Below are 22,726 nucleotides of genomic sequence, written 5' to 3' on the forward strand. Positions count from 1 at the left end.
CCGAGGACTACCGTTGCCCCTGTTTTCACACCGGCGTCTGGCCGTGAGCACAGCCCTGATCGCCGCTCTCGCCGGTGCTCTCGCTCCCGCCACCAGCGCGTCCGCAGCCCCCGCCACCATCCGAACCCAGACACCCGCACCCGACATGGCCGGCATCGTCGCCGCACTCGAATCCGCGTTGGCCAACGGGGCGCCGGGAGCGATGGCCCGCTACTCCGGCCCGGACGGGGTCAGGACAAGAGCCGTCGGCGTACGAGACCGGGAAACGGGCGCGGCCATGGACACCCGGGCACGGTTCCGGGTCGGCAGCGTCAGCAAGACGTTCTCCGGTGTCGTGCTGCTCCAACTGGTGGAGGAGCGCAGGCTGAAGCTGGACGCGCCCGTCAACACGTATCTCGAAGGGCTGTTGCCCGACGACCGGATCACGGTCCGGCATCTCCTCAGCCATCGCAGCGGCCTGGCCGACTACACCGACGCCATGTTCAACGAGACCGTGCCGGGCTTCGAGGCCGTGCGCAACCGGGTGTTCAGCTACCGAGAGCTGCTCGACCTCTCCCTTGCCGAACCCCGGACCACCGAGCCCGGTGGAGCGTACGCGTACTCGAACACCAACTTCGTCGTCGTCGGCATGCTCATCGAGAAGCTGACGGGACGCCCGGTGGCCGACGCCTACCAGCGGCGCATCATCAAGCCGCTGGGGCTGCGCCAGACCGCGTACGTCCACCCCGACACACGCATCAAGGGCACGCATGTACGCGGCTATCTGCACTCTGACGAGGCCGGGGCGCCGCTCGTCGACTCCACCGAGCAGACCGTGTCCTGGGCGCAGTCCGCGGGCGCCGTCATCTCCAGCCCCGCCGACCTCAACACCTTCACCAGCGCCCTGATGCGCGGCCGGCTGCTCTCCCCGGCGACGCTGGAGGCGATGACCACGCTCACGCCGACGGACGGCACCAACACCCGGTTCTACGGGCTCGGTCTGCGCCGCTACGACCTGTCCTGCGGCACCCGGGTGTACGGGCACACAGGCACCGTCCAGGGCTACTACACCTACGCCTTCTCCACCCGCGACGGCCGCCGCAGCCTTTCGGCCCTGGCCAACACCTCCAACCGCGGCGCCGCGAACACCGCGCTGGGCGGCACTCTGGAGGCGGCCTTCTGCGGGAAGCCGTCGGTACCTGCCCCGACCGCGCGCTCCACGACACCCTCCGGCCTCTCCGCCCACGCACCACGGCCCGCCGAGCGCGACCTGCCGGAGCGCTACTGAGGTCCGACCCGACGGGGTGACCGGCCGGCCCGCCGAAGCGGGTCGGCCGCGCGCGGGGGACAGGCGTGCCCGTCGTGGTCACGACCGTTCCGTGCGGTGGACGGGGATCAGCTGACCGGCTTGCCGGGCTGGTCGTGCGTGGCGCAGTGGATGCCGCCGCCTCCGGAGGCGACGGTGTCGATCACGACCGGCACGATGTCGCGGTCCGGGAACTGTTCCTGGAGGATTCCCCGGGCCCGGTCGTCGGCCTTGCGGTCGCCGAACCGGGGCATGAAGACCGAGTCGTTGGCCACGTAGAAGTTGGCGTAGGTCGACACGAAGTCGTCGCCCTCGCCGGTGATCCTGTCGAGGTCGGGCTGCGGGAGGTCGATCACCTCGAAGCGCCGGCCCCGGGCATCGGTCGCCTTGCTCAGCACCTCTCTGGCCTGGTCGGCGGCGCGCGACCAGGAGTCCGGGGGCGTACCGGGGAACGCCTGGTCGAGCAGGACCACGCCCGGCGCCGTGAAGCGGACGAGGCTGTCCACGTGGGCGTCGGTGATGTCCTGGCCGCGCACCCCCTTCAGCCACACCACCTTGTCGACCCCCAGGGTCTCGATGAGGTCGGCCTCGATGTCGTCCCGGCTCAGGCCCGGGTTGCGGTTCTCGTTGACGATCGAGCTCTCGGTGATCAGCAGGGTGCCCTCGCCGTCGGTCTCGAAGGAGCCGCCTTCGGCGACGAGGGGGGCTTCGACACGCGGGATCCCGTACTTGGTGAGCAGCGTGCGGCCGACGCGGGCGTCGTTCGTGTGCTCCTGCTTGTCGCCCCAGCCGTTGAAGTTGAAGTCGACCCCGATGACCTCGCCCCCCTCTTCGACGAAGACCGGGACCGTGTCGCGGGCCCACATGTCGTCCACGGCGAGAGGGATGACCTCGACCTGTGATCCGCAGGCGCGCTGGGCGGCCTTCTGCTGGTCGGGCCTGGCCATCATGACGACGTACTCGTACTCCGCGATGGCGCGGGCGATGCGGGCGATGTCCTCGCGGACGTACGGGAGGTCCTCCGCCCAGACCGACTCCAGCGCGGGCCAGGACATGAAGGTGCGTGCGTGGCTGTCCCACTCCGCGCCGAACCGCCGTTCCCCCTCGGGCGCGCGGTCCGAGCCGGTGCCGACGGCGCCGGATGCGTAGTCGTCCGGACCGCAGGCCGCGGCCCCGAAGGCGAGTGCGCCGAGTCCGCCGAGGGTGCGGAGGACCGTACGACGCGTGGGGGGACGGTAGGACACGATGTGCTCCGATCGTGGTCGTTCACAGGCTATCCGGGGGCGCGGGGCACGGCGCGGTGGACCGCGTTGGTCCGCAGCCCCGGCGCGAGCGCCGGGTCGGCACTGACGGCACTGTGGCATTGACTGAAATTTCAGTCAAGTTTGTTCGAGCTCGTCGGCGTGCCGTCGGCCGACCGGTCGGCCGTGTGCCCGGCCAGGTGGGCCACCTCCACCCCGATCGCCTCGCGCATCCGGGTGCGGGCGTCCGTCAGGGGCAGAATGCCGCTGAGCCACCGGGCGCTGAGGCCCTCGAGCAGGGCGGTCAGGCGTTCGGCGGAGGCGACGAGTGCGGATTCCGGCGCCGTCGGCCGGACCTCGCCCAGCTGGTCGGCCACCTCCCGGACCCAGATCACGCTTGCGAGGGCCAGCTCGCCCCGCAGCTCGGGGTCGAACACGGCGCTCGCGCGGAGCTCGCCCCAGGCGGTGCTGTTCTCCCGTACGTGGGGGAGGTCCTGGAGCTCCAGCAGGAGCGCCTGCTCCAGCCGGCGGAGCGGCCCGGAGGCCGGGGCGGCACCGGTCGCCGCGTCGGGGCCGTCTGCGGCGTCGGGCCAGGCCGTGGCGTCGGGGCCGGTCGCCGCGTCGACGGCCGACTGCTCGGCGGTGTACCGCTCGGCGCGGTTGTTGACGAAGGCCAGCGTCCTCCGGAGCAGGCCGGTGCGGTCCTCGAAGTGGTAGTAGATCAGGGCCTTGGAGACGCCGGCCTCGACCGCCAGCTCCTCCACCCGCAGTCCCCGTACGCCGCGCCGTGCGATGACGGTGGCCGCTGCTTCCAGGATGGCCGTTCTGCGGTCGCTCATCGCGTGCTCCTCCTCATGGGGTGTCCTCCCGGGACACCTGGTCGATGCCGATGGCTATGCCGATGGCGTGTTGACTGAAACTTTAGTCAAGTGCACGATCATCCGACCGGCCAGGTGTGCTCAGGTTCCCGACGGACGCCTCCGGCCCGCCCCGCCGTCCGCCCCCCGCCCGTTCCGCATCGCCGAAAGAGCCAGCGCATGTCCACTCCGTCCCCCGGGACACCCCCCGTCCGCCCGGCACTGTCAGCCGATGATCCCCAGGAGATCGGGGGCTACCGCCTCCACGCCCGGCTGGGCTCCGGGGGCATGGGCGTGGTGTACCTCGCCCACACCCGGGGCGGGCGGCCCATCGCCCTCAAGGTGGTGAGGGAGGACTTGGCGGCGGACCCCGGATTCCGTCTGCGGTTCGCCGACGAGGTCGCCAGCGCTCGGCGTATCCACGGTCTGTTCACCGCCCAGGTGATCGATTCCGGGGTGGACGATCCGGTTCCCTGGCTCGCCACCGCCTACGTTCCCGGCCCCTCCCTCGCCCAGGCGGTCCAGCGCCACGGTCCGCTGCCACCGCGCACGGTGCTGCTGCTCGTCGCCGGAATCGCCGAGGCGCTGCAGGCCATCCACGGCGCGGGGGTCGTCCACCGGGACCTCAAGCCCGCCAACGTCCTGATCGCCGGGGACGGCCCGCGCGTCATCGACTTCGGCATCGCCCGCGCGGCCGACGCCACCGGCCTCACCGGTACCGGTCTGCGTATCGGCACCGCCGCGTACATGGCACCCGAGCAGGCCATGGGTCTGCCTGTGACCCCCGCCGCCGACGTCTTCGCGCTCGGCGCGCTCGCCGTGTACGTGGCCGGTGGTACGCCGCCCTTCGGGCCCGGGCCCGAGTCGGCCACCTTGTACCGGGTGGTGCACGAGCCGCCCGCCCTGTCGCGGGTGCCCTACGACCTGCGCGATCTGTTCGGGAGCTGCCTGGCCAAGGAGCCGGGGCTCCGCCCGGCGCCCGACGAGATCATCGCGGCCGTGCACGCTCACGCGCGCGTCGCCCCCTCGCTCGAATTCACCCACGGCTGGCTTCCGCCCGGCCTGCGCGGCGAGATCGGACCGGGTGGCGAGATCGGGCCGGGCGGCGAGATCGGGCCCGGTGGTGAGCACGGTCCGCCCTCCCCGCTGCACATGGCGCCCACGCAGGACGGGCCGACGCCCACCCGGGCGCAGCCCGGCCCGGAGGCGGACAGGGGGCGGACCCCGGGCTTCCCGGACTTCCCGGGCGGCACCGGAGGCGCCGCCGGACCGGGGGAGCGGGACCAGGGTGCCGGCGCCTCCAGAAACCGGCGGCGTCCTGGCGGGAGGCGGTGGACGCGGGGTGTCCTCGTAGGGGCGGCTGTCGCCGTCGTCCTGGTGGCGGCCGCCGGCGCACTGCACCTCTCGGACCGTCCGGGCCGGGCCGGGGCGCACACCCCGGACGCTCCACGGCGACCGGCCCCGCAGACCCCCGTACCGGATCCGCCCACGTCCTCCGCCGCACCGCCGCCGCCCTCCGCCCGCTATGCGCCGGCCTACGCGGACGCCGAGCTGACCGCACCGGACGAGAGTTACGAGTTCGATCTCCAGGCCGGGGAAGTGGTCCCCGCCGAGACCTCGTCCTGGTATCTGGCGCGGAGCGGGGACGAGTTCGTGCCGCCGGAGGACACCGACGCCTTCGTCGCGGCCGGGTACGTCCTCAGCCCGGCGGACTGCGAGAAGGGCCTCGCGACGGAGCCGGTGACCGGCCTGTGGTTCGACGATCTCGCCGACGAGCGCCCGTTCTGCGTCCGCCGCTCCGACGGGAGGGAGATCGTGATCGTCCGGCTCGTCCACGCGGAGGCGGAGGACGGGCCGGTCACGGTGGTCCTGAGCCGCTACACGAAGGCGGGATGACCCGGCTGTCCGGCTCTCCTTCCGCCCGTAGGGACCCGTGTCCGTACGGTGGTGGCCCGGGCCGGCCGCCCGGGGCCGGACCCCCCCTCGGGGCGGCGGCGGCCGGGTGCCGGCGGCGGGGGCCGGACCGGTAGGTTGGTCGCCATGGCGTCCCGTAATACCCGGATTCTCGAAGCGGCCGCACGGGTGATCGCCCGGCGCGGTGTCCGCGGCCTGCGCGTGGAGGAACTCGCCGCAGAGGCGGGTGTGTCCACCGGATTGATCTACTACCACTTCAAGGACCGCACCGGGATCCTCCGCCACACGCTGGAGTTCATCAACGACCGGGCGGAGCGCTACACAACGGTCCGCGACCCGGACGCACCGCCTCTCGGCCCGCGCGAGGAACTCGAACAGATTCTTCTGCTGGAACTGCAGGACACCGCGGAGGTCCGGGAGAACAGCGCGGCGTGGGGGGAGCTGCGGGCGAGTGCCGTCTTCGACCCGGCTCTCCGTGAGGATCTCGCCCGGGCGACCCTGGTGTGGGTGCAGGAGGTGGCGGCCCTGCTGGGCCAGGTGCGGCCCATGGCGCCTGCCGCGAAGCTCGCAGCCGCGGCCGAAAGGCTCACGGCGTTGCTGGAGGGGCTGAGCATGCGCTGGCTCAGTGGCGGGCTCGGTATCGACCATGCCAGGACCCTCCTGCGGGGCGGTATCGAGGCGGAGCTGTCCGGCCTGGAACCGGGGTAGCGGACCTGTTCTTCCTCAGCCGTTCACCGGCACATTGTTTGCGCGCCATCACTATTGACTGAATTTTCAGGCAGTGCCACAGTGATGCCCCTGAGGGTCCGACGGGTCTCCTCCCCTCAGCCACCTCGAACGACGTTTCGGAGGAAGAGCGTGCTTCTCATAGCTGTGATCCGGGTGCGGGCCCACGCCGCCCGTCAGGGGCTGTCATGCCGCTGACACCCACCGAGCGGGACCGGTTGCTGATGTTCACCGCGGCGGAACTGGCCCGCGCCCGCCGGGCGCGAGGGCTCCGCCTCAATGTCCCCGAGGCGACCGCGCTGATCGCCGACACGGTGTGCGAGGCAGCCCGTGACGGGCACCGGCTGGCCGTGGCGGTCGAGTCCGGCCGGTCCGTCCTGACCCCCGACGACCTGCTGCCCGGGGTCGCGGACGTGGTCACCGAGATCCATGTCGAAGCCGTCTTCGAGGACGGCTCCCGGCTGGCCGTCGTCAGCGATCCGTTCGGCGGGGGCCATCTGGGGGACCTGGCCCCGGGAGCCCTGCTGCCCGGTCCGGCCGAGGCCGCCTGCGAGCCGGGCCTGCTGCTCACCGTACGGAACACCGCGCCGGTGCCGATCAGCGTCACGTCCCACTTCCACTTCTTCGAGGCGAACCCGCGGCTCAGCTTCGACCGGGCCGCCGCCTACGGCATGCGGCTGGCCGCTCCGGCCGGCGCCTCGACCCGGTTCGACCCGGGGTGCGCCGCCGAGGTCGGCCTCGTCCCGATCGGCGGCGCGCGGACGGCCATCGGCTTCGCCGGCCTGGTCGACGGGCTCCTCGACGCCCCCGGCGCCAAGGAGGAGGCCCTGCGCCGCGCCGCCGCCCGCGGATATCTCGGCGCGTCCGTACCTGGTGGCCCGTCAGGAGCGACCGGATGAGCAGGCCTTCCCGGCACAGCGAACACTGTGCGCCGGCCAGCCGGCATATCGATCCGCAGGAGTACGCGGCCGTACACGGCCCCCGGGCCGGCGACCGGGTGCGGCTCGGCGACTCCGGGCTCGTGGTGCGGGTCGAGTCCGACAGCCAGAAGCCGGGTGACGAGTTCCTCGCCGGATTCGGGAAGACCGCGCGCGACGGACTGCACCTCAAGGCCGCCTCCGTTTCCGAGACCTGCGACGTGGTGATCAGCAATGTCCTGGTCATCGATGCCGTACAAGGCATACGCAAGGTGTCCATCGGCATCCGCCGGGGCCGTATCCACGCGATCGGCCGCGCCGGGAACCCGGACACGCTCGACGGCGTGGACATCGTCGTCGGCACCGGCACGACGATCGTCCCGGGGGAGGGGCTGATCGCCACCGCCGGCGCCGTCGACACCCACGTGCATCTGCTCTCGCCGCGGATCATGGAGGCGTCCCTTGCGTCCGGCGTGACGACGATCATCGGCCAGGAGATCGGGCCCGCCTGGGGCGTCGGGGTCAACTCGCCCTGGGCGCTGGGGCACGCCTTCAACGCCTTCGACGCCTGGCCGGTCAACATCGGCTTCCTGGCGCGGGGTTCGTCCTCCGACCCCGCCCCCCTGGTGGAGGCGCTGGCCGAAGGCGGAGCGTGCGGCTTCAAGGTCCACGAGGACATGGGCGCCCACACCCGGGCCCTGGACACGGCCCTGCGCGTCGCCGACGAGCACGATGTCCAGGTCGCCCTGCACAGCGACGGCCTCAACGAGTGCCTCACCGTCGAGGACACCCTCAGCGTGCTGGACGGCCGGACGATCCACGCCTTCCACATCGAGGGCTGCGGCGGTGGACACGTACCGAACGTCCTCAAGATGGCCGGCGTGCCGAACGTCATCGGCTCCTCGACCAACCCGACGCTGCCGTTCGGGCGGGACGCGATCGACGAGCACTACGGCATGATCGTCTCCGTCCACGCGCTGAAGACGGATCTCCCCGGGGACGCGGCCCTGGCCCGTGACCGGATCCGGGCCGGGACCATGGGTGCGGAGGACGTCCTGCACGACCTCGGCGCGATCGCCATCACCTCCTCCGACGCGCAGGGCATGGGCCGGGCCGGTGAGACCATCCGGCGCACCTTCGCCATGGCGGGCAAGATGAAGGCCGAACTGGGCCCCATGGACGGCGACGGCCCCCACGACGACAACGCCCGGGTGCTCCGCTACATCGCCAAGCTGACCATCAACCCGGCCATCGCCCACGGGCTCGCCCACGAGATCGGCTCCATCGAGGTCGGCAAGATGGCCGACATCGTGCTCTGGCGCCCGCCGTTCTTCGGCGCGAAACCGCAGATGGTCCTGAAGAACGGCTTCCCCGCCTACGGCGTCACCGGCGACCCCAACGCCGCCACCGACGGCTGCGAACCGCTCGTACTCGGGCCGCTGTTCGGCGGGCACGGGGCCGCGCCGGCGGATCTCTCGGTGGCGTTCGTGAGCCGTGCCGCAGCCGAGGCGGAATCGTTCGGCGGGCCTCGCGACGCACTGGTGACGCGCCGTCGGCGGGTTGCCGTGCGCGGTACGCGCGGGATCGGCCCGGCGGACATGATCGCCAACCGGCGTACGGGGAAGGTCGAGGTCGACGCGCGCGACGGACTGGTCAGCCTGGACGGGGAGCCCCTGCGCTCGGAACCGGCCGAGAGCGTCTCCCTCAACCGCCTCTATTTCCTCTGATCTTCCTTCGGTCCTTTCCCACCTGCCTCACCCCCGCACACCCCTGCCTCCGTGCCTGACTGAATCTTCAGTTAATGCCTCGATGTTGATCACCACAGAAATGAGTCCGCCATGACCGCACCGTTCCGTATGCCCGCCGAGTGGTCCGAGCACGAGGGGTGCCTGATGGCCTGGCCCACACGCACCGACCTGTGGGGCGACGTCCTCACCACCGTGAAGGGCGAGTACGCGGCAGTCGCCCGGGCGGTCGCCGCATTCGAGCCCGTCACCATGGTCGCGCCCCCGGGCTGCGGTGACGACGCCCGTACGTGGTGCGGAGACGGCGTCACCGTCATCGAACTGCCCGTCGACGACTCGTGGTTCCGCGACAGCGCCCCGCTGTTCGTCCTCGACGGCAGCGGCCGCCGGGCGGGCGTCGACTTCCGGTTCAACGCCTGGGGAGGGAAGCACGCACCCTTCGACGCCGACGACCGCATCAGCGCCCTGCTGCTCGACCACCTGGCGGTCGAGCGCATCCACTCCGACATGATCCTCGAAGGCGGAGCGATCACCGTGGACGGTGAGGGGACGCTGATCACCACCGAACAGTGCCTGCTCCACCCGAACCGGAACCCCGGGATGAGCCGGGCGGAGATCGAGGCCGAGCTGAAGGCCCGGCTCGGCGTCACCAAGGTGATCTGGCTTCCGTACGGAGGACTCCTCGACACCGAGACCGACGGTCATGTCGACGGCGTCTGTGCCTTCGCGGCCCCCGGCACCGTCGTCGTCTCGCTTCCCGAGGACCCCGCCCACCCCGACTACGCCCGGATGCGGGCCAACCGGGCCGTACTGGAGGCCACGACCGACGCCCAGGGCCGGCCGCTGACGATCATCGACATCCCGCAGACCGCGGGTGCCGACATCGCCGGAGTCGAGGTCGAGGTGTCGTACCTGAACTTCTACCTCGCCAACGGTGGTGTGGTCGTCCCGGTGGCCGGCGACGCGCAGGACGAGGCCGCCCTCCAGGTGATCGCCGGGGCGTATCCCGGCCGCAAGGTCGTCGGAGTGACGGCGCCCGCGATCGCGTACGGCGGCGGCGGTGTCCACTGCATCACCCAGCAGATCCCCGCAGCCGGCCCCACGGCGTGAACCCCTCCACCGTCCGGCCGCCGGGCCGGCCGTCCCACCCCTCCCTGCGCCGCGCGGAAAGAGTGCCACGATGACGCATCCACCCCGGCTCCGCGCCGGCGGACACCGCCGAGGCCGGTACGGCCGGCTCACCGCGGTGACCGGCGCCCTGTCCGCTCTCGCCGTACTGGCGGCCTGTTCCGGGCCCCCGAACGGCCCGTCGGACGCCTCCGGCAGCTTCTTCGCCCTGTCGCCCGGCACGCCCGGGGCCGCCGGCCCGATCGACTCGTTCAGCTGGGCCGTGTACGCCGAACCGCCCACGTTGGACTACACCGTGGCCTTCGACTACCCGCAGAACACGATCCTGTCCAACGTCTGCGAGAGCCTGATGCGCTGGACCCCGGGCCTCACGGTCGAGCCGGGCCTGGCCCGTAAGGAGTCGCACCCCGACCCGACCACCTGGGTCTACGACCTCCGCGAAGGCGTGCGCTTCCATGACGGCCGGACGATGTCGGCCGACGACGTGGTCCACAGCCTCGGGCGTCAACGCGACCCGGACAACGCCGCCGCCTGGGCCCAGGTGTTCCAGAACGTCACCGCCGTCACCAAAACCGGCCCGCTCCAGGTCACGGTGAAGCTGAGGAAGCCCGACTCCCAGTTCCCGCAGTACATGGCGACGGCGGCGGGCGTCGTCGCCTCGAAGGCAGGCGTGGAGAAGGCGGGCAGGGACTACGGAACCACCGGCGGCCTCGCCTGCTCCGGGCCGTTCGAACTCGGCACCTGGCACAAGGGCCAGTCGATCGAACTCGACCGGTTCGACGCCTACTGGGGTGCCAAGGCGAAGGCGCGCACCGTGGAATTCCGCTTCCTGACCGATCCGTCCGCCCGGACCAACGCCCTGCTCAGCGGAGAGGTCGACGGCGGATACCTGATCCCCACCGAGAGCTACGCCCGCCTCAGCAGGAGCGCCACGGGCACCCTCTCCTTCGGCGAGGGCCTGAGCACGGTCAACGTCAGCATCACCAACCTGAAAGGTCCGCTCGGCGACGTCCGCGTACGCCGGGCGCTCTCCCTCGCGCTGGACCGGTCCGGGTTCGTCAAGGCCGGCCTGGGAGGGGGCGGCAGTGCCACCACCTCGCTCACCACGCGCGCCGCCTGGGCCCGCGCGGCGGACGGCACGCGGAAGGCGGCGTTCGACGGACTGGCGCCGACGGAGCCGGACCTCGACCGGGCCAGGGCGCTGATCAAGGAGGCCGGTGCCTCCGGCGCGACCCTGACCGTGGCGACCAGCTCCATCGGCCAGGACGTCTCCCTCCTGGCGACCGCCGTCCAGGCGGCGGGCACGCAGATCGGTCTCGACATCCGGCTCAGGTCCATCGCCCCCAACGCCTTCACCGCCCTGTTCACCGACCCGGGCGCACGCGAGGGCATCGACATGTTCCCGCTCACCTACTACCAGTCCATCACCGACCCGCTGGACCTGCTGGCCAACTTCAGGACCGGTGCCTACCTCAACTTCGCCGGATACAGCGACAAGGGCTACGACGAACTCGTCGACCGGGCCACCGCCGCCCAGGACCCCGAGCGGCGCAGGGAGATCGAGACGAAGCTGCAGCACCACGCCGCCGACCGCCTGCTGTGGATCCCGGTCGCCGAGTGGCCCACCTCCGTCTTCCTCAACCGGCGGATCACCGGCGCCCCCACCACCATCGCGTACCTGTACCACCCGTGGGCCGCCGATGTGGGGGCCGCGCCATGAACCTCCTGAGATTCGCCGTACGACGGGTGGCGGAAATGGCCGCCACCCTCCTCGCCGCCTCGTTCGTCGTGTTCGGTGCGATGTACCTGGCCCCCGGGAGCCCGGCGAGCTTCCTGCTCACGGGCAGGTCGGCCTCGCCCGAAGCCGTCGCCGCGATCAACGCGCAGTACCACCTGAACGACCCCTTCGCCGTGCGCTACCTCCGATGGCTCGGCGACATGCTGCAGGGCGACTTCGGTCGCTCCCTCACGTACCGCACCGACGTCTCCCGCCTGATCGTCGACCGCCTCCCCACCACCTTGCTGCTGATCGCCATGGCACTGACCGTGGTCGTCGGCGTCGGCCTGTTCCTCGGCCGGATCGCCGCCGTACGCGGCGGCGCCACCGACACGACCGTCCTGATCAGCACCGCCATCGCCGTCGGCACACCGTCGTTCGTGGCCGCCGTTCTGCTGCAGGGCTTGTTCTCCGTCAAGCTGGGCTGGTTCCCCAGCAGCGGAGCCGGCGACGGCTTCCTCGACACGCTGTGGCATCTCACCCTCCCGGCAGTGGCCCTCGCCCTCTACCTGATCGGCATGCTGGCCCGGGTCACCCGCTCCGCCATGGTCGAAGCCCTCGGCGCCGAGCACGTCACCGTCGCCCGCAGCCGCGGGGTCCCCGAACGGCACGTGATCCGCCGCCATGTGCTGCGCAACGCCCTCGGCACCGTGCTCACCACCGGCGGCCTGATCGTCTCGACCCTGCTCGTCTGCACGATCCTCGTGGAAACCGCGTTCAGCATCGGCGGCATCGGCCAGCTGCTCGAACTCGCCACCAGCACGAAGGACTTCCCCACCGTGCAGGCCATCTCCCTGATCATCGTGGCGCTGTTCATGACGGTGAACCTCGTCGTCGACCTGCTGCTCCCGGTGGTCGACCCGAGGATCACCCTCGGCGCGAGGGGAGCATCGGCATGACCGCCACCCTCACGCGCAGACCCGGAATGGCCAAGGTCCGCTCCGGCTCCGCCCGTTCACCGCTCCACGCGCTCTGTCTGGGCGTGGTCGCCCTCGTCGTCCTCGCCGCCCTGTTCGCCCCCTGGCTGGCCCCCTACGACCCCAACGCGGTCGACCTCGGCGACGCCCTCGCCGGCACCGGCTCCGACCACCTCCTGGGCGCCGACACCGCGGGCCGCGACACCCTGTCCCGCCTCCTCATCGGCGCCCGCGCCTCGCTGCTGGGCCCGCTCGGTGTCGTCGTGTTCTCCACCGTCCTCGGTGTCGCGGTCGGCATGGCCGCGGCCTGGCGAGGCGGCTGGCTCGACTCCGTCCTCTCCCGCAGTACGGAACTCGTCTTCGCCTTCCCCGGACTGCTGCTGGCGATCCTCATCGTCTCCGTGTACGGGGAGGGCCTGCTCGCCCCCGTCATCGCCCTGGCCGTGGCCTACCTGCCCTACGTCAGCCGGCTCACCCGCTCCCTCGTCCTCGCCGAACGGACGCGCCCCTACGTCAGCGCCTACCAGGTCCAGGGCCACGCCCCGCTCTCCATCTGCGTGCGCCACATCCTGCCCAACATCGCCCCGGTCGTCCTCGCCCAGGCCACCATCAACTTCGGCTACGCGCTGATGGACCTCGCCGGTCTCTCCTTCCTCGGACTCGGCGTGCCTCCGCTCACGCCCGACTGGGGCCGCATGGTCTTCGACGGGCAGACGGCCATCCAGCACGGGTACCCCCTGTCCGCCGTCCTGCCGTGCGTCCTGATCGTGCTGACCGTCGTCGCGTTCAACGTGGTCGGCGAGCACTGGGCCGACCGTGTCGCCAGGAGAACCGCATGACAACGACGTACGCACTCGACATCCAAGGGCTGCGCATCACCCTCCCCGGCACCGCACGGCCCGTGCTCGACGGCGTGGACCTGACCGTCGCGGCGGGCGAGACCGTGGCCCTCGTCGGCGAGTCCGGCTCCGGGAAGACCCTCACCTCCCGCAGCGCCCTGCGCCTGCTCCCGCCCGGCGCGCTCGTGCGGGGCACGGTCGCGGTCGCCGGCGACGACGTCCTCGCCATGAAGGCCGAGCGGGTGACCGCCCTGCGCACGGGAGAGGCCGCCATGATCTTCCAGGACCCGCGAGCGGCCATCAACCCGCTCCGTCGCATCGGCGACTTCCTCACTGAAGGCGTCGTCCTGCCCAAGGTCATGAGCCGGGCCGACGCGATCGCCCGGGCGACCGAACTCCTCCGTGCCGTGGGCGTCGACAACGCCGTCCTGGACAAGTACCCGGGCCAGGTGTCCGGCGGCATGCTCCAGCGCGTCATGATCGCCGCGGCCCTCATGGGCGACCCCTCGCTGCTGCTCGCGGACGAGCCGACCACGGCGCTCGACGTCACCACCCAGGCCGAGGTCGTCGCCCTCCTCGCCCGACTCCAGCAGCGATTCGGGACGGGGCTGCTGTTCGTCACCCACGACCTCGACCTGGCCGCCACCCTCAGCGACCGCGTCTACGTCATGTACGCCGGACGGATCGTCGAGAGCGGCCCCGCACACGGGCTGTTCACCCACCCCCGCCACCCCTACACGGCGGCGCTGCTCGCCTCCACACCCCGCCTCGACGCGCCCGCCGGCCGGCTCGCCGCCATCGACGGCCTCCCGCCCGATCTGCGGACGGCCCTGACCGGCTGTCCCTTCGCCCCGCGCTGCCGGCTGGCCACCGAAGCCTGCGACCGGGAGGAGCCGGATCTCCGGTCGGCCCCGGACCGGCCCGGACACCGGGCCGCCTGCCACCACAGCGACCACCTCGAAGGGAGCGCCGCCGATGTCTGAGCCCGCGCTCCAGGCGGTGAACCTCACCCGCGCCTACGGAGCCGTACGCGCCGTGGACGGCGTGTCCTTCGCCCTGCCCAGGGGCGGGTCCCTCGGCATCGTGGGCGAGTCCGGCTCCGGCAAGACCACCACCGCACGGATCGTCGTGGGCCTCGAACAGGCCGACTCCGGCGAGGTCGTGGTGGGCGGAAGGCGCCGCCCGACAGCGGTCCGCGGACGGGCCGGACGACTGGCCCGCGCCCGCGAGGTACAGATGGTCTTCCAGGACCCCTACCTCTCCCTCGACCCGCGAACCTCCGTCGAATCGGTCCTGCGCGAGACCCTGCGCCTGCACTTCCCCGACCGGAACCCCGCGCCCCGCGTACGCGAACTCCTCGACCACGTCGGCCTGCCCGCGCTGGCGGCCGACGCGCGGCCCGGCCAGCTGTCCGGCGGTCAGCGCCAACGGGTCGCCATCGCACGCGCCCTCGCGGTGGAGCCCGCCGTCCTGGTCCTGGACGAGGCCGTCGCCGCCCTCGACGTGTCCGTGCAGGCGCAGATCCTCAACCTCCTCGCCGACATCCGCGAACAGACCGGTGTCAGCTACCTCTTCATCACCCATGACCTGGGGGTGGTCCGCTGCGTCACCGACGACGTCATCGTGATGCGCCACGGCCGGATCATCGAGGCGGGCGCCACCGCCGACGTGCTCACCGCGCCCCGACACCCCTACACACGACTGCTCCTGGACTCCGTGCCGCACCCCGGCTGGGATCCGGAACAGATCGCCGCTGCCCGAAAGGCTCTGTGACAGCCGGTCACCGAGCTTTCCCCGTAACGGCCCGCGTTCTTAGCGGGCCGACCACAGGAGGCATCACGTGAGCACCAACTCCCCCCGCACGCCCTCGACACCCGGGCCGAACCGGCGCAGATTCCTGACGGCCGCCGGGCTGACCGCCGCGGGCGCGGCCCTGGCCGCCGTCCAGAGCCGGGCAGGCGCGGAACCGGCGCCCCGGCCCGCCGCCGGCGCCTTCCGCGTCCCCGTCGAGGACGTCCGCCACACCCGTACGTGGATGGCCTGGCCCGACAGCACCGCGATCTGGGGCCGGGGAGCACTCGCCGGCATCCAGGCCGACATCGCGCTGATCGCCCGTACGATCGCCCGGTACGAGCCGGTCATCATGCTGGCCAACTCCGCGAGCGCGGCCAAGGCACGCTCCCAGTGCGGCACATCGGTCACCGTCATCACCTCCATCCCCGTCGACGACTGCTGGATGCGGGACACCGGCCCGGTCTTCCGCACCGACGGAGCCGGCGGCCTCGACGCGGTGGGCCTCAACTTCAACGGCTGGGGCAGGAAGCAGGCCCACGCCAAGGACGCCCTGGTCGCCGAACGGATCGCCGCGTACACCGGGGTGCCGTTCACCTACGCCGAGTTCGTCGGCGAGGGAGGCGCCATCGAACAGGACGGCGCGGGCACCCTGATGGCGACCCGCAGCAGCCTGCTCAACCGCAACCGCAACCCCGGTATGTCCGAGCGGACGCTGACGGCCGAGATGTGCGAGGCGTACGGCGCCTCCAAGGTCATCTGGTTCGACGGGGTCTACGGGCAGGACATCACCGACAACCACGTCGACGCCACATCACGCTTCCTCGCCCCCGGCGAGGCCCTCGTCCAGATGCCCCGCGCGACGGACAACGACGCCTACGCCAAGGACGCCCGACAGCAGCACCGCATCCTCACCGGCTCGACGACCGCCGACGGCGGCCCGATGGACGTGACGCAGCTCCAGGGACCGGACTACGACAGGATCCGCTCCCGCAACCCCGACTTCCTCGCCTCGTACGCCAACTACTACCTGTGCAACGGCGCCGTCATCTGCGCCCACTTCGGCGACTCCCGCGCGGACACGGCGGCGAAGACCACGCTGGCCCGGCTCTACCCCGACCGCACCATCGAACAGCTGGACATCGACCGGCTCGGCACGGGAGGCGGCGGCATCCACTGCGTCACCCAGCAGCAGCCCGTGTCGTAGCAACGGCCGGCAGGAAACAATGGTGCGGTGGCCCGCCGGTCCGGCGGCGGACCACCGCACCGGCTGTGACACGGTGACCAGGAGTACGTGATGACGCCCCCGAACAAAGGGATGGGAAGTCGATGAGCGAACGGACGAAGCCCGTGATCGAGGTTCCGGAGGGCGACGCGCCCACCGAGCTGACGATCCGGGACCTCGTGGTGGGGGACGGACCCGAGGCGCAGCCGGGCAGGGTCGTCCAGCTCCACTACGTAGGGGTGACGTTCGCGTCCGGGAGGGAGTTCGACTCCTCCTGGGAGCAGGACCGGCCGTTCAAGTTCGCCCTGGGCGGCGGCCGGGCCATCAAGGGCTGGGACCGGGGAGTGAGGGGCATGAAGGCCGGCGGCCGACGTGAGATCATCGTTCCCCCGCGGCTCGGCTACGGCAAGCAGTCACCTTCTCCGCTGATCCCGGCGGGCTCGACGCTGATCTTCGTCGTGGACCTGCTCACGGTGGTGGGCGGCCCGCCGGAGCGGGGCCGGACCTGAAGGGCACGGCCCGAGCTGATCGAAGCCGCCCCCGACACCTGCTGGACACCGCCCAGCCGCTCAGGCACCGGTGCGGATGTCCCGCCTCACCGAAGGACCCTCATCCCATGAGCACCCCCGACACTGTCCCCCCGCGTTGGCCCGTACCTCCCGCCCCGCCCGCCCATGACCCCGTCCTGTTCGCACGGGCGATGCGGGACATGCGCCTGACGTGGCGTGCCCGCGGGATCCTGGCCGAACTCGCCGCCGGCTACGCCCCCGGGGAGGCGCCCGCGATCGGTGACCTGGTCGCCCTCACCCGAGACGAGCGCCTGGCCGCCGAGGGCCGCGAGGCCTTCCGTAAGGCGGCCGGTGAGCTGCGGAGCCTCGGCTACCTGACTCCGGACGCCACCACGGCCTCGGCCTCGGGTGTAGGCGCGCGTCTGGTCGTGGACCTGACCCCGGCCGAGGACGCCTGGCTGATCCCGCGGCCTTACGGCTACGACCACCTGGTCGTGGACGGGGGCTGACCGTCCGTCTGCCCTGACCCCGCCCGGCCTCGGAGATCCTCGGATGTCCGAGGCCTGCGATCCGATCCCGAAGAACGGGAACCGACTGCTCCCCTCGCCCGCCGGCCGTAGGCTGTGCCGGGAAAATCAAGGGGAGACGATGATCGACTACCGCAAGGCGACCGTTCCGGTGTGGACGCTCGCGACGGGTGATGTCCGGGTGCCGTCGGTGGCGGGGGACGGGCCGATGACGGCCGAGCGCCTGGGTGAACTGCGCGGCGTGCTGGCCGCCTTGGCCGACGCGCCGATCGCCACGCTGGAAGCACACCCGCTGCCCGACAAGCTCGACCGCAGCCGGGGCATCCCGCTCGATGCCGCGAGCCCTTTGGCGCAACACCTGTCGCAGCTCATCACGGATACGGCCCGGAATTCCTCTACGGCGGCCAAGGCGACCGCTGCCGGCGAGAACCTGTACCGGATAGTGGTCCCGGCGAAGTTCGCCGCTCAGGTCGACCAGGGCATCATCTGCTCGATGGGAGCCAGGGGTGTGCCCGGTGGCATCCGTGGCCCGCTCGTGGGCCCCAACGGCAAGATCGTCGGAGGCGCGACGTTCGTGCCGGTCGGTAAAGCGGCAGCAGGCAGCGCCGCGCTCACCGTGGCCGCGCCCCTCGTGCTCATGGCCGTGGCGGTGGGGGTGAGCGCGCACGCCGACCAGAAGCGCCAGCAAGCCATCGAACACATAACGGAGCTGCTGGAGCAGCTGCACGAAGACAAGCTCGATGACGAGCACAGCGCACTCGACGGTTGCCGCGATGCCATCGACAAGGCCACGGCCATCCTCCTCGACCAGGGCAAGCTCGGCATCTCGCTCGGGCTGGACTCGGCGGTGCACTCCATCAACACGGCACTGGGCGCCGCGGACCGCCGCCTCGCCCGGTGGCAGAGCGCACTGGACAAGCTTCCCGCCGGCGAGGGCGTCGAGATCGCCACGCTGACCAAGTCGTTCCCCGGCATCGACGAGGACGGCGGCCGGTTCCGGGCGCACCTCGAACTCGCCACCCTCGCGACCGCGTTGAAGCGGCGGGTCAACGTCCTCCAGGCTGTCGAGCACGCCCAGAGCAACCCTGACAACCTGTTCGAGAGCTTCACCCGAGCTCTCAAGCGCGATCAGCAGCGCCTCGACGAACTGGAGTCGGGTATCGCCGGGGTCCTGATGCGCCTGTCGGTGCTGGAGCTGGCCCGGCCGGGCGGTCTGCGGCCGCCCGTGTTCACACCGGGTGAAGTCGATCGCCTGATGCGGGCCATGCACCGGATCCACCGGCTGGGCGACGACGTCACGGCCGGGGGCCGTGCCACCGACGTGGCGATCGAGATGGCCCGTGACCGGGACGGCTCGCTGGTCGTGTTCCCGGCGGTACCGGCGTAGGCGCTCGAACGCCCCGACAACGGGCCGCGGGGGCCGGTGCGCGTACGCACCGGCCCCGCGGTCGCTGTGATCAGACCAGGTCGAAGCGGTCCAGGTTCGTGACCTTGGTCCAGGCGGCCACGAAGTCCGTCACGAACTTCTGCCGGGCGTCGTCGCTCGCGTAGACCTCGGCGAGGGCGCGGAGCTCGGAGTTGGAGCCGAAGACCAGGTCGGCGCGGGTGCCGGTCCACTTGACCTTGCCGGACGCGTCGCGGGCCTCGAACTCGTCCTGCGCCGACGACGTCGACTTCCAGGTGGTGCCCAGGTCGAGCAGGTTCACGAAGAAGTCGTTGGTCAGCGTGCCCGGGCGGTCGGTGAGGACGCCGTGGGTCGAGCCGCCGGAGTTGGCGCCCAGCACGCGCAGACCGCCCACCAGGACGGTGGCCTCGGGAGCGCTCAGCGTCAGCAGGTTGGCCCGGTCGAGGAGCAGGTACTCGGCCGGCAGGCGGGTGCCCTTGCCGACGTAGTTGCGGAAGCCGTCGTACGCGGGCTCCAGGGCGGCGAAGGACTCGACGTCCGTCTGGTCCTGCGTGGCGTCGACCCGGCCGCCGGTGAACGGCACCTCGACCTCGACGCCGGCGTCCTTGGCCGCCTGCTCGACGGCCGCGTTGCCCGCGAGGATGATCAGGTCGGCCAGCGAGACCTGCTTGCCGCCATTGGCGTCGAAGGACTCCTTGATGCTTTCCAGGGCACGCAGGACCTGGGCGAGCTCGTCCGGGTCGTTCGCCTCCCAGCCGCGCTGCGGCTCCAGGCGGACCCGGGCGCCGTTGGCGCCGCCGCGCTTGTCGCTGCCGCGGAAGGACGCGGCCGAGGCCCAGGCGGCCGAGACCAGCTGCGCCACCGTCAGGTCCGTTGCGAGCACCTGCTCCTTGAGCGCGGCGATCTCCGCGGCGTCCAGCGGCTCACCCGTGCGCGCGGGCAGCGGGTCCTGCCACAGCAGCACCTCGGAGGGGACCTCGGGGCCCAGGTAGCGCTGGATCGGGCCCATGTCACGGTGCGTCAGCTTGTACCAGGCGCGGGCGAAGGCGTCCGCGAACTCTTCCGGGTTCTCGTGGAAGCGGCGCGAGATCTGCTCGTACGCCGGGTCGAAGCGCAGCGACAGGTCGGTGGTGAGCATCTGCGGCTTCTGCTTCTTCGACGCGTCGTGCGCGTCCGGGATGGTCGCCTCCGCGTCCTTGGCGATCCACTGGTGCGCGCCGGCCGGGGACTTGGTCAGCTCGTACTCGTACGCGAAGAGGTTGTGGAAGAACTCGTTGCCCCACTGCGTCGGCGTGCTGGTCCAGGTCACCTCCAGACCGCTGGTGATGGCGTCGCCGCCCTTGCCCGACTTGTACGAGCTGCGCCAGCCGAGGCCCTGCTCCTCCAGCGGGGCGCCCTCGGGGTCCGCGCCGACGCTCTCGGCCGGGCCCGCGCCGTGGGTCTTGCCGAAGGTGTGGCCACCGGCGATGAGGGCGACGGTCTCCTCGTCGTTCATCGCCATCCGGCGGAAGGTCTCACGGATGTCGCGGGCGGCCGCGATCGGGTCCGGGTTGCCGTTGGGGCCCTCGGGGTTGACGTAGATCAGGCCCATCTGGACCGCGCCGAGCGGGTTCTCCAGCTCACGGTCGCCCGTGTAGCGCTCGTCGTCCAGCCAGGTGGTCTCCGGGCCCCAGTAGACGTCCTCCTCCGACTCCCAGACGTCCTCGCGGCCGCCGGCGAAGCCGAAGGTCTTGAAGCCCATGGTCTCCAGGGCGACGTTGCCGGTGAGGATCAGCAGGTCGGCCCAGGAGAGCGCCTGGCCGTACTTCTTCTTGACCGGCCACAGCAGACGGCGGGCCTTGTCCAGGTTGCCGTTGTCCGGCCAGCTGTTCAGCGGGGCGAAGCGCTGCTGACCGGCGCCCGCGCCACCGCGGCCGTCGCTGATGCGGTACGTGCCCGCGCTGTGCCAGGCCATCCGGATCATCAGCGGCCCGTAGTTGCCGAAGTCGGCCGGCCACCAGTCCTGCGAGGTGGTGAGCACCTCGGCGATGTCCCGTTTCACCGCGGGCAGGTCGAGGGCCTGGAACGCGGCCGCGTAGTCGAATTCCTCGCCGAGCGGGTTCGCCACCGCGGGGTTCTTGGCGAGGATCTTCAGGTTGAGGCGGTCCGGCCACCACTGGCGGTTCCCGCCGCCCTGGGTGGGGTGCGGCGCGCGGCCGTGGGCCACCGGGCAGCCGCTCGCCTGCGCCTCGGGTACCTCGGGAATGGCCGTCTCAGGCGAATCCGGGACGACGGGGTCGAAGACGTGCGACTCGTTGTTCTCGGTCATGGGTGATCCTTCCGGCCCCGGCGGGTCGTGGGGGCGCTGTACGGGGGAGGAGGATTCGGGCCGTGCAGAAGGGGCACCTGTGTAGCCACGGGGTCGTCGCGGGTGGCCCGAACGTCGTGCGGACCACCCGGCCGGACGGTCCCGGGCGGTGCGACGAGGACGGTGCTCGGACGGCGGGCGGCGATGCGCTCTCGACCGGCGGTGTCCCGTCACGTGTCTCTGCTGCCGTACCGGAGTCTTCCTGTCTCTTGGATGTCGCCTGGTTCGATCCTACGATGGACTTCGTCCAAGTCAAGAAGTGCGCTAAAACGATAACGGTGAAAGCGCGGCGTGTCGGCCTCCGGGGGTCGCACGCCGCGGCGGACCGGAACAGGTGGGACGGGATGAGCGACCTCCTCCAGCGGCTGCGGAGCCGTGGCTGGCGCTTGACCTCGCAGCGGCGTGTCGTCGCAGAGGTCCTCGACGGCGACCATGTGCACCTGACGGCGGACGAGGTGCATCTGCGGGCCGCCGCGCGACTGCCCGAGATATCCCGCGCGACCGTGTACAACACGCTGGGGGAACTCGTCGCGATCGGCGAGGTGCTGGAGGTCTCCACCGTGGGGCGGGCCAAGCGCTACGACCCGAACGCGCGCCGCCCTCATCAGCACCTGGTGTGCTCCGGCTGCGGAACGATCCGCGACGTCCACCCGGTCGGCGACGCGCTGGGTGATCTGCCCGACTCCGAGCGGTTCGGGTTCGCCGTCGGGTCGGTGGAGATCACCTATCGGGGTTTGTGTCCGGCCTGCGCCTGACTCCTGGCCGCGGTGGGAGCCACGCCCCGCCTGCCGGAACGCGGTCGCGCACCGGCGGCACCGGCGACCACCCGCCCGTACATCACCCCTGACCAGCACCTAGAATCCGTGGAATGAGTGTGCGCCGATCCACCCCTGGCCGCCCGCGGACCAAACCCGCCGAGGAGCGGCGCGCCGACCTCATGGACGCGGCCGAGAGGGTGTTCGTCGAGCGCGGGATCGACGCCGCTCGGATCGATGAGATCACGGAGCGCGCGGGCGTCGCGATCGGCACCTTCTATCTCCATTTCGGCTCCAAGCGGGACCTCATGCTCGCGGTACAGGCCCGCTTCATCGACCGGCTGGTCGAGCGGCAGCAGGCGGCGGTGGAGCGCCTGCCCGCCGATGACTGGACCGGACGCCTGGACGCCTGGCTCAGCGACGCGGTCCGCGCCTATGTGGACCATGCCGAACTGCACGATGTGCTGTACGGCCACACGCCGATCAACGCCACGACGGAGATTCAGGTCAGCCCCGAGAACGCGCACGTCGAGGCGTTCCGGCGACTCATCACCGAGCGTCCGAACCCGCCGGCGGACGCCCCGAACCCGGCCATGGCGGCGAATCTGATCTACAGCGCCTGGTACGGCGCCACCCACGCGCTGCTGCATCACGAAGCCGAGGACATCGACCGACTGGCCGATGAGCTCATCGCCGACATCACCGACCTCGCACACCGCTATCTGCGCGCCGAAGCCTGAGCCGGGCTGAGCCTGAGCGGGGCTGAGCCTGAGCCGGGCTGCCGACGACCCCTGGGTGCGGATCGCCGGCAGCGGAACGGT

The 22,726-nt window shown here is 71.6% G+C and carries 20 protein-coding genes; 17 read left to right on the forward strand and 3 right to left on the reverse strand.

The window, feature by feature from the left end; translation table 11 throughout:
- Positions 1–13 precede the first annotated feature (13 nt).
- Complete coding sequence (locus tag R2B67_RS32825; protein WP_381074863.1) at positions 14–1,267, forward strand: serine hydrolase domain-containing protein; 1,254 nt, start codon at positions 14–16, stop codon at positions 1,265–1,267.
- Between the two features lie 107 nt (positions 1,268–1,374).
- Here the strand turns inward: R2B67_RS32825 and R2B67_RS32830 are convergent, their stop codons facing one another.
- Together R2B67_RS32830 and R2B67_RS32835 are read right to left on the reverse strand one after the other, a co-directional pair.
- Positions 1,375–2,529 carry an agmatine deiminase family protein gene (locus tag R2B67_RS32830; RefSeq protein ID WP_317823339.1) on the reverse strand — a complete coding sequence of 385 codons (1,155 nt, stop codon included), beginning with the start codon at positions 2,527–2,529 and terminating at the stop codon, positions 1,375–1,377.
- 131 nt (positions 2,530–2,660) lie between these two features.
- On the reverse strand, positions 2,661–3,365 hold the full coding sequence (locus tag R2B67_RS32835; protein WP_317823343.1) for a TetR/AcrR family transcriptional regulator: 705 nt from the start codon (positions 3,363–3,365) through the stop codon (positions 2,661–2,663).
- A 198-nt stretch (positions 3,366–3,563) separates the two neighbouring features.
- Between R2B67_RS32835 and R2B67_RS32840 the strand changes: the two genes are divergently transcribed.
- The 14 genes from R2B67_RS32840 (at position 3,564) to R2B67_RS32905 (ending at position 18,785) form a co-directional block, all read left to right on the forward strand.
- Positions 3,564–5,279 carry a serine/threonine-protein kinase gene (locus R2B67_RS32840; RefSeq protein ID WP_317823346.1) on the forward strand — a complete coding sequence of 572 codons (1,716 nt, stop codon included), beginning with the start codon at positions 3,564–3,566 and terminating at the stop codon, positions 5,277–5,279.
- Between the two features lie 144 nt (positions 5,280–5,423).
- The gene (locus R2B67_RS32845; protein WP_317823349.1) at positions 5,424–6,005 is read left to right on the forward strand and encodes a TetR/AcrR family transcriptional regulator; all 582 of its coding nucleotides are present in this window, start codon (positions 5,424–5,426) and stop codon (positions 6,003–6,005) included.
- 206 nt (positions 6,006–6,211) lie between these two features.
- Complete coding sequence (ureA, locus tag R2B67_RS32850; RefSeq protein ID WP_317823351.1) at positions 6,212–6,922, forward strand: urease subunit gamma; 711 nt, start codon at positions 6,212–6,214, stop codon at positions 6,920–6,922.
- Complete coding sequence (locus R2B67_RS32855) at positions 6,919–8,667, forward strand: urease subunit alpha (RefSeq protein WP_317823353.1); 1,749 nt, start codon at positions 6,919–6,921, stop codon at positions 8,665–8,667. Before ureA ends, R2B67_RS32855 begins: the two co-directional genes overlap by 4 nt.
- A gap of 111 nt (positions 8,668–8,778) precedes the next feature.
- Positions 8,779–9,795, forward strand: a complete 1,017-nt coding sequence (locus tag R2B67_RS32860; protein ID WP_317823355.1) for an agmatine deiminase family protein — start codon at positions 8,779–8,781, stop codon at positions 9,793–9,795.
- A gap of 70 nt (positions 9,796–9,865) precedes the next feature.
- On the forward strand, positions 9,866–11,533 hold the full coding sequence (locus tag R2B67_RS32865; protein ID WP_317823357.1) for an ABC transporter substrate-binding protein: 1,668 nt from the start codon (positions 9,866–9,868) through the stop codon (positions 11,531–11,533).
- Positions 11,530–12,489, forward strand: a complete 960-nt coding sequence (locus R2B67_RS32870) for an ABC transporter permease (RefSeq protein WP_317823359.1) — start codon at positions 11,530–11,532, stop codon at positions 12,487–12,489. The genes R2B67_RS32865 and R2B67_RS32870 overlap by 4 nt, the downstream gene beginning before the upstream one ends.
- A complete protein-coding gene (locus tag R2B67_RS32875; RefSeq protein ID WP_317823361.1) occupies positions 12,486–13,346 on the forward strand; it encodes an ABC transporter permease in 861 nt (286 codons plus the stop codon). Before R2B67_RS32870 ends, R2B67_RS32875 begins: the two co-directional genes overlap by 4 nt.
- A complete protein-coding gene (locus R2B67_RS32880; protein WP_317823362.1) occupies positions 13,343–14,329 on the forward strand; it encodes an ABC transporter ATP-binding protein in 987 nt (328 codons plus the stop codon). The genes R2B67_RS32875 and R2B67_RS32880 overlap by 4 nt, the downstream gene beginning before the upstream one ends.
- Positions 14,322–15,119, forward strand: a complete 798-nt coding sequence (locus tag R2B67_RS32885) for an ABC transporter ATP-binding protein (RefSeq protein WP_317823363.1) — start codon at positions 14,322–14,324, stop codon at positions 15,117–15,119. Before R2B67_RS32880 ends, R2B67_RS32885 begins: the two co-directional genes overlap by 8 nt.
- 67 nt (positions 15,120–15,186) lie before the next feature.
- Positions 15,187–16,344: an agmatine deiminase family protein gene (locus R2B67_RS32890; RefSeq protein WP_317823365.1), complete on the forward strand. Its 1,158-nt coding sequence runs from the start codon at positions 15,187–15,189 to the stop codon at positions 16,342–16,344.
- Positions 16,345–16,466: 122 nt separating this feature from the next.
- A complete protein-coding gene (locus R2B67_RS32895) occupies positions 16,467–16,871 on the forward strand; it encodes an FKBP-type peptidyl-prolyl cis-trans isomerase (protein ID WP_018515985.1) in 405 nt (134 codons plus the stop codon).
- Between the two features lie 107 nt (positions 16,872–16,978).
- Positions 16,979–17,380 carry a hypothetical protein gene (locus R2B67_RS32900; RefSeq protein WP_018515984.1) on the forward strand — a complete coding sequence of 134 codons (402 nt, stop codon included), beginning with the start codon at positions 16,979–16,981 and terminating at the stop codon, positions 17,378–17,380.
- Positions 17,381–17,519: 139 nt separating this feature from the next.
- The gene (locus R2B67_RS32905; RefSeq protein ID WP_317823367.1) at positions 17,520–18,785 is read left to right on the forward strand and encodes a hypothetical protein; all 1,266 of its coding nucleotides are present in this window, start codon (positions 17,520–17,522) and stop codon (positions 18,783–18,785) included.
- A 70-nt stretch (positions 18,786–18,855) separates the two neighbouring features.
- On the opposite strand, the gene katG is transcribed toward R2B67_RS32905, so the two are convergent.
- The gene (gene katG / locus R2B67_RS32910) at positions 18,856–21,111 is read right to left on the reverse strand and encodes a catalase/peroxidase HPI (RefSeq protein WP_317823368.1); all 2,256 of its coding nucleotides are present in this window, start codon (positions 21,109–21,111) and stop codon (positions 18,856–18,858) included.
- A gap of 383 nt (positions 21,112–21,494) precedes the next feature.
- On the opposite strand from katG, the gene R2B67_RS32915 reads away from it, so the two are divergent.
- Positions 21,495–21,905, forward strand: coding sequence for a Fur family transcriptional regulator (locus R2B67_RS32915; RefSeq protein ID WP_237324689.1), 411 nt, complete (start codon positions 21,495–21,497; stop codon positions 21,903–21,905).
- A 113-nt stretch (positions 21,906–22,018) separates the two neighbouring features.
- Complete coding sequence (locus tag R2B67_RS32920) at positions 22,019–22,645, forward strand: TetR/AcrR family transcriptional regulator (RefSeq protein WP_317823370.1); 627 nt, start codon at positions 22,019–22,021, stop codon at positions 22,643–22,645.
- Positions 22,646–22,726: the final 81 nt, after the last annotated feature.

This window comes from Streptomyces cyaneofuscatus (assembly GCF_033109485.1).
In the GTDB taxonomy this organism is placed as follows: Bacteria; Actinomycetota; Actinomycetes; order Streptomycetales; family Streptomycetaceae; genus Streptomyces; species Streptomyces cyaneofuscatus.